Genomic DNA, 14,695 nt, shown 5'->3' with positions numbered 1-14,695 from the left:
GGCTTATCATCCCGTTCAACGCACAACAAAAACGCCCCTTGGCGTAGGCCATAGGGGCGTTCTCTCTTACGACAGTCGTTGCCTGGTTTACAAACCGGCAGCCTGGCGCAGAGTGTCGGCTTTATCGGTTTTTTCCCACGGGAAGGCGGTAAAGGTTTCTGTATGCACTTGGCCTTTGTCGTCTACCCAGCTGTAGCTATGCTCAAACGGCTCACGTCCAAAGTGGCCATAAGCAGACGTGAGGCGGTACATCGGGTGTAGCAGGTCGAGCATTTTGGTAATCGCGTAAGGGCGCAGATCAAAGTGCTCACGCACTAGCTCGACAATTTTAACATCGTCGATTTTACCGGTGCCGAAGGTATCGATGGAAACCGACGTCGGCTCGGCAACGCCGATAGCGTAGGAAACCTGGATTTCGCACTTATCAGCCAAGCCTGCGGCAACGACGTTTTTAGCCACGTAACGGCCAGCATAAGCGGCGCTGCGGTCAACTTTAGACGGGTCTTTGCCAGAGAAGGCTCCACCACCATGCCGCGCCATACCGCCGTACGTATCGACGATAATTTTACGCCCTGTTAAGCCACAATCGCCCACCGGGCCACCAATAACAAACTGGCCGGTCGGATTAATGTGGTACTGGGTATGCTCATCCAGCCACTCAGCGGGAATCACCTGTTCGACGATTTCGCGCTTAACCATTTTGCGCAGGTCGTCTTGGCCGATTTCCGGGTCGTGCTGAGTAGACAATACGATAGCATCGACACCACAGGGCTTGCCTTCCGCGTTATAACGGAACGTTACCTGACTTTTGGCATCCGGGCGTAGCCACGGCAGCAGGCCGTTTTTACGCAGCTCCGCCTGACGCTCAACCAAACGGTGCGAGTAGTGAATTGGCGCCGGCATAAACGAGTCGGTTTCGTTAGTCGCGTAGCCAAACATCAACCCCTGATCGCCAGCACCCTGATCTTCAGGTTTCGTGCGGTCGACGCCTTGAGCGATATCAACGCTTTGTTTGCCGATCAGGTTGATCACCCCACAGGTTGCGCCATCAAAGCCCACGCGAGATGAGGTGTAGCCAATATCGGTAATCACATCACGTACCAGCGCTTCCAGATCAACCCACGCAGACGTGGTGATCTCACCAGCAATAATGGCAACGCCTGTCTTCACCATGGTTTCACAGGCAACGCGGGCCTGTTTATCTCGGGCGATAATGGCATCTAGTACCGCGTCGGAAATCTGGTCGGCAATCTTATCAGGATGCCCTTCGGAGACAGACTCGGAGGTAAACAGGGAATATTCGCTCATCGCGCTCTCGACCCTCTGTATGACGGCTGCAGAGTGACCGCAGCATCAGCAGGAAATCATGGCAGGAAGTTCAGTTCCCTGCCCATATATAGAAGCGGCACGACAATTTTCGCTACCACTTCGGGAGGCAGAGTCTACACGCTGTTGGGGGTTCTTCCCAGAACGTGGCTCCAGAATTTGCCGCCGCCGGGGAAGTCAGCGACAATAGCGCCTTTATTATTTCCGTTTTCAGGCGAGGAGCACCCCCATGCCGTCCCGTTTTGAGCTGGCCAATGCCATTCGCGCCCTTTCCATGGATGCTGTTCAGAAGGCCAAATCTGGCCACCCTGGCGCGCCTATGGGCATGGCTGATATCGCCGAGGTGCTGTGGAATGACTACCTCAAGCACAACCCCGAAGATCCCAAGTGGGCTGATCGCGACCGGTTCGTGTTGTCTAATGGCCACGGCTCAATGCTGCTTTATTCGCTGCTGCACCTCAGCGGCTATGAATTAAGCCTGGAACAGCTGCAGAACTTCCGCCAGCTGCATTCGCCCACGGCTGGCCACCCGGAATTTGGCTACGCCCCAGGCATCGAGACCACCACCGGCCCGCTGGGCCAAGGGTTCGCCAACGCCGTTGGTTTTGCGATTGCTGAAAAAACGCTGGCCGCGCAGTTTAATCGCCCTGGCCACAACATTGTTGATCACCATACTTGGTGCTTCCTAGGTGACGGCTGCTTAATGGAAGGCATCTCCCATGAAGCCGCATCGCTGGCAGGTACTCAGCAGCTTGGCAAGCTGATTGCCCTGTATGACGACAACGGCATCTCTATTGATGGCGAGGTTGAAGGCTGGTTTACCGACGACACCGCTAAGCGCTTTGAAGCGTACGGCTGGCACGTGGTGCCGAACGTCGACGGTCATAAGCCGGAAGAGATCAAAGCGGCTATTGAATTAGCCAAGAGCCACGACGATAAGCCTAGCCTGATTATCTGCAAAACAATCATTGGCTTTGGCGCACCTAACAAACAGGGTAAAGAAGAGGCACACGGCGCACCCTTAGGTGACGACGAAGTGGCTCTCGCCCGTAAGCAACTCGGCTGGGAACACGCACCGTTCCATATCCCCGAGCCCGTTTATTCTGCTTGGGATGCCCGTAACGCTGGCAAAACCCGCCAGCAGGAGTGGGATGCCCGCTTCGCCCGTTATGCCGAAGCATTCCCAGCCGAAGCCAAAGAGTTTGAGCGCCGCATGAAGGCGCAGCTACCGGCAGAGCTTTCAACCGCCGCGCTCATTGAGCAGGCTCAAGAGAAAGGTGAAAGCATTGCCTCTCGCAAGGCCTCTTTTGAAGCGTTGAATGTTATCGGCCCGCAAATGCCTGAGCTGCTCGGTGGTAGCGCTGATCTTGCGCCATCTAACTTGACCTTCTGGAAGGGCGCCAAAGCCATCACTCCGGAAGACGCTAGCGGCAATTACCTGCACTACGGGGTACGTGAGTTCGGCATGGGCGCGGTGATGAATGGTATCGCCCTCCACGGTGGTTTCGTTCCGTATGGCGCGACCTTCCTGATTTTCATGGAATACATGCGTAACGCCGTGCGGATGGCCGCGCTGATGGGCCAACAGGCCATTTATGTATTTACCCATGACTCTATTGGTCTGGGCGAAGATGGTCCCACCCACCAGCCGATTGAGCAGCTGACCAGCCTGCGCACAACGCCTAACCTGAACACATGGCGCCCCTGTGACGCGGTTGAAACAGCGGCTTCCTGGGATGCAGCGGTGAAACGCCACTCCGGCCCCACCGCGTTGGTACTCTCGCGCCAGAATCTGCCTCATCAGCAGCGCACCAAGGCGCAACTAGCGGCCATTCAGCGTGGTGGTTACATTTTGAAAGACAGCGACGGTACGCCCGAGCTGATTTTGATTGCTACCGGCTCTGAAGTATCGCTTGCCATGGACGCCGCAGCAGAACTAGAGCAGCAAGGTAAAGCGGTGCGCGTGGTCTCCATGCCGTCAACCTACCGTTTTAATGGCCAGGACGCGGAATACCGTGAAAGTGTACTGCCCAAAGCAGTCACCAAACGGATTGCGATCGAAGCGGGCCATGCCGACTACTGGTACAAGTATGTTGGCCTGGATGGTCGTGTTATCGGTATGACCACCTACGGTGAATCTGCACCTGCGGGCGAACTGTTCAAACATTTCGGCTTTACGGTTGAAAATATTGTTAAACAGGCCAATGAGCTACTGGGCTAACGCCATGCAGGCTGATCTAGCGCGGGTTCTGCCATGCCCGCGCTAAATGGTCTGCTATGGCTAATTAGCTATTGGTTAATTGGGGAAGTGGTCATCCACTTCTCCGGTTTGCCTTTTTCTTCAGGGGTTGTGGGCATGCTGTTGCTATGTGCCACCCTTGGTGTCTTAGGGCGCGTGCCTTCAAGTTTAGCGGCCGCAGCACAACCGTTAATCGCGCTTCTGGCCATGTTGATTATGCCAGGCGTCGTTGGCGTGTTCTTTATTCTGGATGAACTCGCGGGTCAGTGGTTCGCCATAATCATTGCGCTATTGCTAGGGACGTTATTAAGCGTGATTACCACGTTATGGTTATTACAACGGCTAATTGGGCGATCAGATGCCCACTGATATGCTGTCCACTCTAACAGCCACACCGCTGTTTGCTGTAGGACTTACGCTTGCAGCCTATTTGCTCGGTAACTTGCTCTTTAAGCGCTTGCGTAACCCTTCTTGGCTACCCGCTATTTTAATCGCTGCGTTGCTATTAGCAGCGGCACTCGTCGCGATAGGGCTGCCTTATTCGATTTACCAACAAGGGGCCTCATGGCTCACCATTTTGTTAGGGCCGGCGACCGTTGCCTTAGGCATGCCACTCTATCAACAGCTGCCGCGCATTCGTGAACTTTGGCAACCGCTGACACTTTGTTTACCGATCGCCGCCGCACTAGCGGCCTGCTACGCAATCGGCATTGCTTGGCTAATGGGGGCTAGCCCCACTATTTTGGCGTCACTCGCCGCCAAATCAGTCACCGCGCCAATCGCCATCGGTATTACTGAACAGCTCGGCGGCAACGTAGCGTTACTAATGGGGGCGCTGCTAGTGACAGGAGTAGTTACTATTCCCTTCGTGAGTGTCGTTGCCCGGCTGCTAAAAATTAACGATGAACGCATTATTGGTTTCGCACTGGGTCTCAATGGCCATGCCATTGGCACTGTGCGAGCATTTGAACTGAGTCCAACGGCTGGCGCGTTTGCCTCGTTAGGCATGAGTTTAACCGGTATTTTTACCGCCCTGTTGCTGCCACTCGCTTGGCGGCTGATCGGCACGGTCAGCTGAAAACAAACTCAGTTGAAATACGCTATCATTGAGCAATTTTTTTGAGAGCCGCTTCGCGACATGGCTAATGCAAACTCGACATATCGAATTGCCATTAATGGTTACGGACGCATTGGCCAATGCGTGTTAAGAGCGTTGGTTGAGCGCAACCACCCAGAAATTGAAGTGGTTGCCATCAATGAGCTATCTGATCTTGCGACGATTACCTACCTTACTCGCTATGATACGACCCATGGTCGTTTCCCTGGCGAAGTAGACAATGACGGTGAATGCCTGCTTATCAATGGCCAGCGCATACACGTTCTTTGCGAGCGTGATCCGCAGGCTCTGCCCTGGGCAGCACTAGACATTGATTTAGTGCTGGAATGCTCTGGTAGTTTCAAGGATCGTGCGACAGCGGAGCAGCATTTAGCCGCTGGCGCCAAGAGACTGCTGTTTTCTCAACCCGCCGAAAGCGATGTGGATACGACGATTGTGTGGGGCATTAACGAACATGAACTCACACTCTCCCACCGCGTTCTCTCAGCAGCCTCATGCACCACCAACTGCCTTGTCCCGTTACTCACCGTACTGGACGAAGCACTAGGGCTTGAACACGGCGTTACCACCACCATCCACTCGGCCATGAACGACCAGCCCGTCATTGATGCTTATCATCAAACGGATCTGCGCCTGACACGCTCGGCTATGCAGTCAATTGTCCCCGTGGACACTGGGTTAGCCGTCGGGATCAGCCGCTTGATGCCAAGTCTGTCCGGTCGTTTTGAATGCCTGCACGTACGCGTACCAACCATTAATGTCTCTGCCATGGATGCCGCATTGACTGTGCGTCGTGATACGAGCGCCGAACACGTTAACGACTTACTACGATCCGCCAGTCAGCAGCGCTTAGCTGGCGTATTAGGCTATACCGAAGCCCCCATGGCATCGATAGATTTTAATCATGATCCACGCTCTGGCATCCTAGACGCCACGCAAACACGGGTCGCAGGGACACGCTTAATTAAGCTGCTGTGTTGGTTTGATAATGAATGGGGCTTTGCCAATCGTATGCTGGATATCACCCAACGGCTGGCATCGCTTTCCAAAAGCAACGCTCGCTAGGCTGCATCATGTCTTTTCATCTGCTTGAACACGAGGAAACCGCTCACATGAACGTGCAAAAAATGACCGATCTGCCCCTGGAAGGGCAGCGCGTGCTGATTCGTGAAGACCTTAACGTACCGATCAAACATGGCCGTGTTTCCAGTGACGCCCGTCTTCGCGCAGCGCTGCCGACTATTCAGGCAGCAGCTCAAGCAGGTGCGAAAGTGATGCTAATGAGTCACTTAGGCCGCCCGACTGAAGGAGAGCCTGCTGAAGAGTTTTCACTCGCTCCCGTCGCAGAGCGCTTAGGCGAGTTGCTTAGCCGCCCCGTAACGCTAATCAGCGATTATCTCGATACAGCGCCAACATTGGCTAACGGCGATGTTGTGCTGCTAGAAAACGTGCGCTTTAACAACGGTGAGAAGAAAGACGACGAACAGCTTTCCAAACAATACGCAGCGTTATGCGACGTTTTTGTAATGGATGCCTTCGGTACGGCTCATCGCGCGCAGGCCTCTACTCACGGCGTGGCGCGCTTTGCCCCACAGGCGTGTGCAGGACCGCTACTTGCGCAAGAGCTTGATGCGCTTGAAAAAGCGTTGGCAAACCCGGCGCGGCCTATGACAGCGATTGTAGGCGGCTCTAAAGTATCCACCAAGTTAGACGTGCTAACCGCCCTTTCAGACAAGTGCGACCAACTGATTGTTGGCGGTGGTATCGCCAACACGTTTATCGCTGCAGCAGGCTATAATGTTGGCAAATCGCTCTTTGAGGCAGATTTAATTGGCCAAGCAAAAGCACTCATGGAGAAAGTAGCCATACCATTACCGACGGATGTCGTTGTTGCCACTGAGTTTTCTGATTCCGCAGAAGCCGTCGTCAAGCCAGTTGATCAGGTCGCTGATAACGAAATGATTCTGGATATCGGTCCTGACACCGCTAGCCACTTAGCCAGCTTACTGAAAAATGCAGGCACTATTTTGTGGAATGGCCCTGTCGGTGTATTTGAAATTGATCAGTTTGGTAAAGGAACTGAAGTGCTTTCTCAGGCGATTGCCGACAGTAGCGCTTTCTCAATTGCTGGGGGCGGTGATACGTTAGCGGCGATTGATAAATATGCCATTGCTGACCGCGTTTCCTATATCTCTACTGGCGGTGGCGCATTTCTTGAGTACGTTGAAGGCAAGCAGTTGCCTGCCGTCGCCGCACTCGAGGCTGCCGCTCAGCGCGGTTAAATCTTTAAACAAATGGCACGCTCACTGCCTTTGTACATACATACAACCCAACTAAGGTGATCCCATGGCTTTGATCAGCATGCGCCAAATGCTCGACCACGCAGCCGAATATGGCTACGGTATTCCAGCATTCAACGTTAATAACCTTGAGCAGATGCGCGCCATCATGGAAGCTGCTGACGCCACTGACTCTCCGGTTATCGTGCAAGCTTCTGCTGGCGCGCGGAAATATGCCGGTGCCCCCTTCCTGCGCCACCTGATCTTGGCAGCAGTTGAGGAGTTCCCGCACATTCCAGTCGTGATGCATCAGGACCACGGTACTAGCCCTGCTGTTTGCCAGCGTTCTATTCAACTCGGCTTCTCCTCGGTAATGATGGACGGCTCTTTAGGTGAAGACGGCAAAACACCGATGGACTATGACTACAACGTCGATGTCACTCGTCGTGCAGTAGAAATGGCGCATGCTTGCGGTGTCTCCGTTGAAGGCGAGCTAGGCTGCCTAGGCAGCTTAGAGACGGGTATGGCTGGCGAGGAAGACGGCATTGGTGCCGAGGGCAAGCTGGACATGGAACAGATGCTCACCGACCCTGAAGAAGCCGCTGAGTTTGTCAAAGCAACCCACGTAGATGCGCTGGCTATCGCCATTGGTACCAGCCACGGGGCTTATAAATTTACCAAGCCACCCACTGGCGACACCCTGTCGATCCAACGCATTAAAGAGATCCATGCGCGCATTCCCGACACGCATTTGGTAATGCATGGCTCATCATCCGTGCCACAAGAGTGGCTGGAAGTGATTAACCAGTATGGCGGTCAAATTCCGGAAACGTATGGTGTACCGGTCGAAGAGATCATCGAAGGCATTAAACACGGTGTTCGTAAAGTAAACATCGACACCGATTTACGTCTTGCTTCTACGGGTGCAGTCCGCCGATTTATGGCCCAGAACCCTTCCGAGTTCGACCCGCGTAAATTCCTTAAAGAAACCGTGACCGCCATGCGCGACCTGTGTATTGCACGCTATGAAGCTTTCGGCACTGCTGGTAATGCGAGCAAAATTAAACCCGTCAACTTAGAAGTAATGTTCCAGCGCTACGAGCGCGGCGAGCTAGCTCCTAAAGTGAAGTAACGTTCTCTTCACATGCTCCCTTAAGGCGGCCGATTGGTCGCCTTATTTTATTGCAATGCAGCATATATAGGCTAATACTAGAGGAGTCGTAACTAATTATCCTCTCAGCAGGTAGCTCCCCTATGAAGCACTCTTCTACAACATCGACGACGCCGTTGGCCATGTTTGATATGTGGAAAGCGGGGTTTATGGCGTTTGAACTGTGGAGCTCATCACTGTCCACCATCGCTATGCGTCAACAGATGTGGCAAACACAGCCATTTTTCAGTCCTTCCATGATGCGCGAAAACCAGCGTATGGTGACCGAAAAAATGGAGGCCAGCATTGAGGCTGGCCTTGTTATGCAAAAAACGTTATTGAGCGCTATGAACGGTCACTACGCTCCTTGGTGGGTCACCAGCCAAAAGACCATGAAACCCTACCATCGCCGTAGTAGCGCTAATTCGCGACGCCTAACACGCTAAAAGTACTACTCATTATCGTTGTTGCTCTGTTCACCCTCACCGCTTTCGATTGCATCCTCGGCACTACCAGTACCTCCCGTGCCTCCCTCCGTATCTTCTTCACTATCAGCATGATTACTTTCATCGCCGCTGGTTTCCTCAGCGTCGTTGGAAGTAGACTCATCTCGCTGAAGTGCTCCTGCCTTGATACCATATTTCTCCTCTAATGCCGCATCGTCTAATGTGTCATGCTGCGTATTATCTGAATCTGACGTTTCGGCTTGCGCTTGCCCTGCCATCAGTAGGGATGTACAGAAAGCAATTGAAAACACCCAAGGTGTAAATCGCATCGAAGCTCTCCTTTTTTGTGGTTATCAAAGCTTAGTCTAAACATGGCCACGCATCAGTGCTGTTGCTCTAAAAGGCCCTTCCTGCCCCCAGCAGTGAGGCTATCACTTAGTCTTTTCCTTGGGCAGCTTGATATAAAACTATAAAAAATTATCAAACAGTGTTCACAAAGAGCTAAAAATCTCGTTCAATAGCAGCATGGTCGGCTTAAACTAATACGGGCAGCGCAAAAGACGCTGCAAGGAATGACAATGCCGCTTCCACTTTTGCTGTTTGACTGTGATGGCACCCTCGTCGATAGCGAGCCACTTCTGGCTGAAGAAATGGCTATCGGTCTAAATTCGGTAGGCTTACCCTTTAAATCCACCGATTATCTCGGCGAGTTTCGAGGTGCCCGTTTTCGACGAATTGTGGCAGAGTTACAGCAACGTTACGGGAATGTCGATGAAGATCAATTAGCTAGCATGGAGCACACCATGCGAACCAGCTTAGCTAATCGTTTAACAAGCGAGCTAAAGGCAATTCCTGGCGTCCATGAATCCCTTGAGGTACTGAATAATTACCCGAGTGCGGTTGTATCTAATGGCCCAGAAAGCAAAATTCATACTGCTTTACAAGCAACCGGCCTAGCCACCTACTTTGGTAAGCGTTTGTTCAGCGGTTATACCGCTAACTGTTGGAAACCAGAGCCCTGTCTTCACCTTCATGCAGCTAGTATCATGGGTTTTTCAGCAAGTGATTGTATCGCCATCGATGATGCACTCGTTGGCATAAGGGCAGCTCTACAAGCTGGCATGACCGTCATCCACTTGAATCGTTACCCGGACGCTGAAACTACGCCTGAAGGCGCTATTATGATCAGCAACATGTATCAGCTACCTGCAGTCGTTGAGCGCCTTACTCATGAAAAGTGGCAGATGCCAATGCCTCAACATTCAATAGAGAAATAAGTATGGTTTCATTACGTGATCAGCTTGGTGGCCTTGTGTATTCAACAGAGCAAGGCAAAACTTGCCCAAGCTGCCGCGAGTCTATCGACCACTGCCGCTGCGCAGATACCAGCGAGCAAGCGCGCATTGCTGATTTAGACGGAATTGTGCGAATCCGACGCGAAACCAGTGGTCGCAAGGGAAAAGGGGTAACCACCATTAGCGGTATACCGCTTTCCAATGCGGAGTTGAAAACGCTTGCTAAGACATTGAAGAAACGCTGTGGCACCGGTGGTGCTGTAAAGGATGGCATTATCGAAATTCAAGGCGATCATCGGGAAACGCTACAGCAAGCATTAACATCGTTAGGCTACCAAGTTAAATTAGCAGGTGGCTGACACACCTCTGTGATAGCGCTCTGTCTTGAGGCAAAGCACTAAAGGGCAAGGCACTGCAATGAATTGGTTAGAATACCTGCTACCACTCATTTTCCTGTTTCCCATGGCGGCCATGGGCGGCATTGTCTTGGCGCTGCGTAGCCTTCACGATGCACGCGTTCAGTCTCCCTTTAATGCTCCCTTGCGTGAACCCGGTCAAGCTCTGCGGCATCGCCTTGACCAAGCTTTTTCTAGCTTGTTTTTAAACGGTGCGCTCGGTCCCATTATTAGTCTTGCCCCGCTTGTGTATGGCATGGGGCGTATGCTGTTTGTGGAAAAGCAAGACTGGGTGGAGTGGGCATTATATGGCTTACTTAGCACCCTGTTAGTGCTGGCTTTTTCACTGTTACTTGTTCGCGATTATCAGCGTATTCACCGTCTTAAACTCGGTTTAGCTTGCGAATTAGCCGTAGGCCAAGAGCTGGAACGCATGGTGAGGCCAGAAGCCCACCCCTATTATGTGTTTCACGACGTACCCACCGATAGCTTTACTATTGACCATGTCGTTGTCACACCACATGGCGTCTTCGTGGTAGAAACACGTGCACGAGCATTAGCGATTGGTAGCGATGGTAAAGAGCTTAATAGCGTAGCTGTTGAGCGTGAGCGGCTACGTTTTCCTCACTGGCAAGAACGCCGCCCTCTGCATAAAACACGTCAGGGCGTTAGTTGGCTGACTCAATGGCTTGAGCGCCGTTGCGGTGTTCCTGTGCCGGTAAAAGGTGTATTGGTTTTGCCGGGTTGGGACGTTGATACTAGCGAAGCTGCCCCCGATATATTAGTCGTTAGCGGTGAGCAGCTATCACGTCAACTAACCGAGCTCACCCCCGGCCAGATGAGCGATGCCATTCACGATAAAGTGATTCATATACTCATTGAGCGTGCACGCCTTATGGAGCTCAAACACCTGCGTCAACCCTCCGTATAGAAGGTTAATTACCTCGCAAGCGCCCTCCCATTTCTTGTGCAAGATCGACAGCATAGTGATCGGTCATTCCACCAATAAAATCCAGCATGCGCCGATAGCTATCGTAGAGCGTCCAGGACGGCAATGGCGTATTTTCACCAATCAACGCCAGCACCCGCTGGTGCTTGAATGAGCTATGCCCAGTGTGATGTAGTTCATTAGCAGCACCAATAAATGCTTCTAATAAAATCCCCAGCGTTGTATAGGCACCAATTTCAAGTTTGGCTTTGCGCTCATTTTGAAAAATACGCTCACGAGCTAACTGCTTTGCCGCTTGAACGCCCCACCCCAGATCAGGATGACACAGCTCTAATAAATCCTGGCCTAACGTTCCGCTGAGCAACGCTTGCTCATGCTGCACAAAAACCGCCCCCACATCATTCACCGCGCGTTCCATAGCGGCACCGCGCAGTAAGGCAATTCGACGCCGCTGAGATACTTTCCGCCTCTCCATCTCAGCGTATTCTGGAGGGAATTCACCCGCGATCTGGCGCAGTATCTCGACTACTTCCTCATAGCGAAGAATCCCCATCTCTAAACCATCTTCTAAATCAAGCAGGGCATAGCAGATATCATCAGCCGCTTCGACAAGCCAGGCAAGCGGATGACGACACCAACGCTGATCTCCTTTGGGAAGAAGACCGACAGCATCAGCCACTTCTTTTAACAGCGCCTGTTCAGACTGGTAACAACCGAATTTACCAGCACGCCCGCTGTAGCGTACCGTCCAGGGGTATTTAAGCAGAGTACCTAACGTAGCGGCAGATAACCGCATACCACCATTAAACTGGTTGTACTCAATTTGGGTAATAACACGGAAGCCCTGGGCGTTGCCTTCGTAGGTCAGTAAGTCATCACGCTCTGCATCAGACAAGCCATCTAGCAAGCCACTATCTTGAGCACGCCGAAACCAATCACGAATTGCATATTCACCGGCATGACCAAAAGGGGGGTTGCCAATATCATGCCCTAAGCACGCTGTCTGGACGATCACCCCTAAGTCAGCGGGTGTGATCCAACTAGGCAGGCGATCTTTTAGTAACTCGCCCACAATCATACCTAGCGAGCGACCAACGCAGCCGACTTCCAGTGAATGGGTCAAGCGTGTATGGATATGATCATTTTCAGTCAGTGGATGCACTTGCGTTTTCCGACCCAAACGCCGGAAGGAGCCCGAAAAAACGATACGATCATGATCTTTATGAAAAGGACTTCGCCCGATTTCATGGGTTGCTTCACGCACACCACCAGGGCGTTTATCGTGAAGGCGTTGAGGGGATAATAACTGGTCCCATTGCATCTGTGTCATAGCGTTCCTCCGTGAGAGCAACATTTTGACATAAATCCAAGCAAGATAACCGCCTTCAACCTCAAGACATGCGTGCAGCAGCAACCGTCGCTACACACATGTTATATGGCAGTGACACGCCCCACTGATCAGATAATTTTTAACGCTCGGTAGAGGGGCAACCGCTCGTCTAGAAAATCACCAGCCTGACGCTCAAGCTCAGCCAAATTCTCATTCTCATCCGAAATTGGCTTGCCCTCTTTAAGCAGGCATTTGTTTTGAGACGCCAAAATACGCCATGCAAAAGTAGCTAACGTTTTAGCGTCATCACCGCCCTCTAACGTGGCAAGCAGGAAAAACTGATGGAAGAGCGAGACGGCAAAGCCACCACCTGTCACCGGGCTTGCGAGATAACTCAACTCAGTCGTGCTTCTTGACTGGCTCATTAAAAAACGATTTAGTCGACCAGTCTTGGGCGCTACTTTAGAAATATCATCGTCGGACTGGGCAGGCAAAATAATACCCTTTGATGCCAGTATGGCAATTGCACTGTTCAATGCAGGACGCCCCACTCCATGCTCTTTTGCAACCTGCCAAAGTTCGGATACAAATACCGGTTGATAGGATGAAAGCGCATCTAGCAGCGGCGTATAAATATTGCTAGGCAAGTCAAAGCTACCCAGTCGCCCTGCGATTTTTAGCTGCACATCTTTACGTGGCACTCCCATAATCACGCGAAGACCATCTAGCATTTCATCTTTATCAAGCCCACTTAAACGACGCGCCCCTTTTACCCAGTAATCGGTACGAAACTGACGGTTCTCACAAAAATCACGCACCGACTGGCGAAATAGCGGGTTAGGAATGTTATTAATTAATGCCTGTTGCTCATTGGTTAACTGAATACTTTCAATGGCATCTGCATATCGCGCACTGCAAGCCCAATCCATCTTTGCAGGCTCTAGCCAGCGTGCCATTTTAGCAAATGCCATCGGCTCCCAATCGCGGTTAAAGTATTCATGGGCTACGTAATTTTTATTATCTTGTTTAATTTTCGCTAAGCGATTCTTAATCTGGGGGTTAGCATTACAGTATTCTGGATTCACAGCCACCAGCTTCTCAGCAAACGCAATGGCATCATCGATACGTGAAATGGTGCCTGCTCCTTGCGCGCTCATGGTATCAGCATACTCTGCTAGCAAGTCACGCATTGGTACCATCGCTGCCCAACCAGGCTGAGTGTTATAGCTGATATATAACACACCTCCCACTTTCAATTTTCTCCGGATAAAATCAACGATCACTGCGCGGTTTTCATCCGAAATCCAACTCCATATGCCGTGAAGGCCGATATAGTCGAACTCAGGCAAGTCGTCACGCTGGCAAAATTCATCAAACGCATCGTCATATAGCTTTGCGTTAGCACCACTTATAGATGATAACTCCTGAGCGAATGCCGCTTGATGGGGGTTAAAATCAGTTCCGTACCAATTTATTTGTGAGGCAGCCGCATGAATGTTAGTGCTAATGCCCTGGCCAAATCCCAGTTCACAGGCATTGGTAACGTTTGGCGGCCGAATACCGGCGTTGATAAATCCTAGCGCAATTCGCAAAGGATTGAGTTCAGCGTAATATCCATAAGTATAACTAATATCCGCTACGTATCCAGACGTCCAATCCGACATAACACCTGCTCCTAAGCGATGGCGTATTATTCAGTTTTTAAGCGAAGTCACCTACCACCAGAGCTTGAGTAACAGATAGAAAATACGAATATCGCTCTTCTACCCCTAACCTATACTCTGGAGACAAACGCTGTTGTTAGAGTCTTGATAGTGAAGTATTTGCTCCATTGGGTCTACTGAAGAGGTAGCGGGAAGTTTGAAGGATTGTTACGCAATCACTAGCTATATAATTGAATAAGTTCGCAAACGTTTTTTTGCTGCCTGCTAAGTAGCTTTCTTTCACACACACAAAATCCAGCCAATGGGCTGGATTCTTTGTTTAATAAGTACCTGACGATGACGCCACTCAGCCCTCCATACCGCCTCGTCATTCCCGCAGGCCCTTGGCGGGAATCCATGTTGGCTGAAGTTTCGGGCTGCTGCAGTCCAAGGTCAAGGTGGATTCCCGATAACCCCACTCGGGAATGACGGTGCGGTGGCTCGGGAATGACGTGCGGTGCACGCT

The 14,695-nt window shown here is 51.6% G+C and carries 14 protein-coding genes; 10 read left to right on the top strand and 4 right to left on the bottom strand.

What is annotated here, in order from left to right:
• Positions 1 to 87 precede the first annotated feature (87 nt).
• Positions 88 to 1,308, bottom strand: a complete 1,221-nt coding sequence (metK, locus tag JFC11_RS18280) for a methionine adenosyltransferase (protein ID WP_038480068.1) — start codon at positions 1,306 to 1,308, stop codon at positions 88 to 90.
• 247 nt (positions 1,309 to 1,555) lie between these two features.
• Here metK and tkt point away from each other — a divergent pair, with 247 nt between their 5' ends.
• From tkt to JFC11_RS18245, 7 genes are all read left to right on the top strand, one after another.
• Positions 1,556 to 3,547: a transketolase gene (gene tkt / locus JFC11_RS18275; protein WP_095604691.1), complete on the top strand. Its 1,992-nt coding sequence runs from the start codon at positions 1,556 to 1,558 to the stop codon at positions 3,545 to 3,547.
• A gap of 33 nt (positions 3,548 to 3,580) precedes the next feature.
• A complete protein-coding gene (locus tag JFC11_RS18270; RefSeq protein ID WP_038480062.1) occupies positions 3,581 to 3,934 on the top strand; it encodes a CidA/LrgA family protein in 354 nt (117 codons plus the stop codon).
• Positions 3,924 to 4,643: an LrgB family protein gene (locus JFC11_RS18265; protein ID WP_038480059.1), complete on the top strand. Its 720-nt coding sequence runs from the start codon at positions 3,924 to 3,926 to the stop codon at positions 4,641 to 4,643. The genes JFC11_RS18270 and JFC11_RS18265 overlap by 11 nt, the downstream gene beginning before the upstream one ends.
• A gap of 60 nt (positions 4,644 to 4,703) precedes the next feature.
• Positions 4,704 to 5,747, top strand: a complete 1,044-nt coding sequence (locus JFC11_RS18260) for a type I glyceraldehyde-3-phosphate dehydrogenase (RefSeq protein ID WP_038480056.1) — start codon at positions 4,704 to 4,706, stop codon at positions 5,745 to 5,747.
• A 47-nt stretch (positions 5,748 to 5,794) separates the two neighbouring features.
• Entirely contained in the window at positions 5,795 to 6,964 is a 1,170-nt protein-coding gene (locus JFC11_RS18255; RefSeq protein WP_198350211.1) for a phosphoglycerate kinase, read from the top strand.
• 64 nt (positions 6,965 to 7,028) lie between these two features.
• Positions 7,029 to 8,093, top strand: coding sequence for a class II fructose-bisphosphate aldolase (gene fba, locus JFC11_RS18250; protein WP_038480053.1), 1,065 nt, complete (start codon positions 7,029 to 7,031; stop codon positions 8,091 to 8,093).
• A gap of 122 nt (positions 8,094 to 8,215) precedes the next feature.
• Positions 8,216 to 8,557, top strand: coding sequence for a hypothetical protein (locus JFC11_RS18245; protein ID WP_038480050.1), 342 nt, complete (start codon positions 8,216 to 8,218; stop codon positions 8,555 to 8,557).
• Between the two features lie 5 nt (positions 8,558 to 8,562).
• Here the strand turns inward: JFC11_RS18245 and JFC11_RS18240 are convergent, their stop codons facing one another.
• Positions 8,563 to 8,886, bottom strand: coding sequence for a hypothetical protein (locus JFC11_RS18240; protein WP_095604695.1), 324 nt, complete (start codon positions 8,884 to 8,886; stop codon positions 8,563 to 8,565).
• 249 nt (positions 8,887 to 9,135) lie between these two features.
• Here JFC11_RS18240 and JFC11_RS18235 point away from each other — a divergent pair, with 249 nt between their 5' ends.
• Genes JFC11_RS18235 through JFC11_RS18225 form a run of 3 tightly spaced genes read left to right on the top strand, consistent with a single transcriptional unit; the run spans position 9,136 to position 11,178 of the window.
• Positions 9,136 to 9,834: an HAD family hydrolase gene (locus tag JFC11_RS18235; RefSeq protein WP_038480045.1), complete on the top strand. Its 699-nt coding sequence runs from the start codon at positions 9,136 to 9,138 to the stop codon at positions 9,832 to 9,834.
• A gap of 2 nt (positions 9,835 to 9,836) precedes the next feature.
• Positions 9,837 to 10,211, top strand: a complete 375-nt coding sequence (locus JFC11_RS18230; protein ID WP_038480043.1) for a translation initiation factor Sui1 — start codon at positions 9,837 to 9,839, stop codon at positions 10,209 to 10,211.
• Between the two features lie 58 nt (positions 10,212 to 10,269).
• On the top strand, positions 10,270 to 11,178 hold the full coding sequence (locus JFC11_RS18225; protein WP_120385977.1) for a nuclease-related domain-containing protein: 909 nt from the start codon (positions 10,270 to 10,272) through the stop codon (positions 11,176 to 11,178).
• A gap of 4 nt (positions 11,179 to 11,182) precedes the next feature.
• Here the strand turns inward: JFC11_RS18225 and JFC11_RS18220 are convergent, their stop codons facing one another.
• Both JFC11_RS18220 and JFC11_RS18215 read right to left on the bottom strand, forming a co-directional pair.
• Entirely contained in the window at positions 11,183 to 12,526 is a 1,344-nt protein-coding gene (locus JFC11_RS18220) for a deoxyguanosinetriphosphate triphosphohydrolase (protein WP_038480037.1), read from the bottom strand.
• A 128-nt stretch (positions 12,527 to 12,654) separates the two neighbouring features.
• Positions 12,655 to 14,190 carry a class I SAM-dependent methyltransferase gene (locus tag JFC11_RS18215; protein WP_038480034.1) on the bottom strand — a complete coding sequence of 512 codons (1,536 nt, stop codon included), beginning with the start codon at positions 14,188 to 14,190 and terminating at the stop codon, positions 12,655 to 12,657.
• Between the last annotated feature and the right edge of the window lie 505 nt (positions 14,191 to 14,695).

The sequence above is a fragment of the Vreelandella alkaliphila genome (genome assembly GCF_016107625.1).
Lineage (GTDB): Bacteria > Pseudomonadota > Gammaproteobacteria > Pseudomonadales > Halomonadaceae > Vreelandella > Vreelandella alkaliphila.
This window is presented reverse-complemented; position numbering and strand designations above follow the sequence as displayed.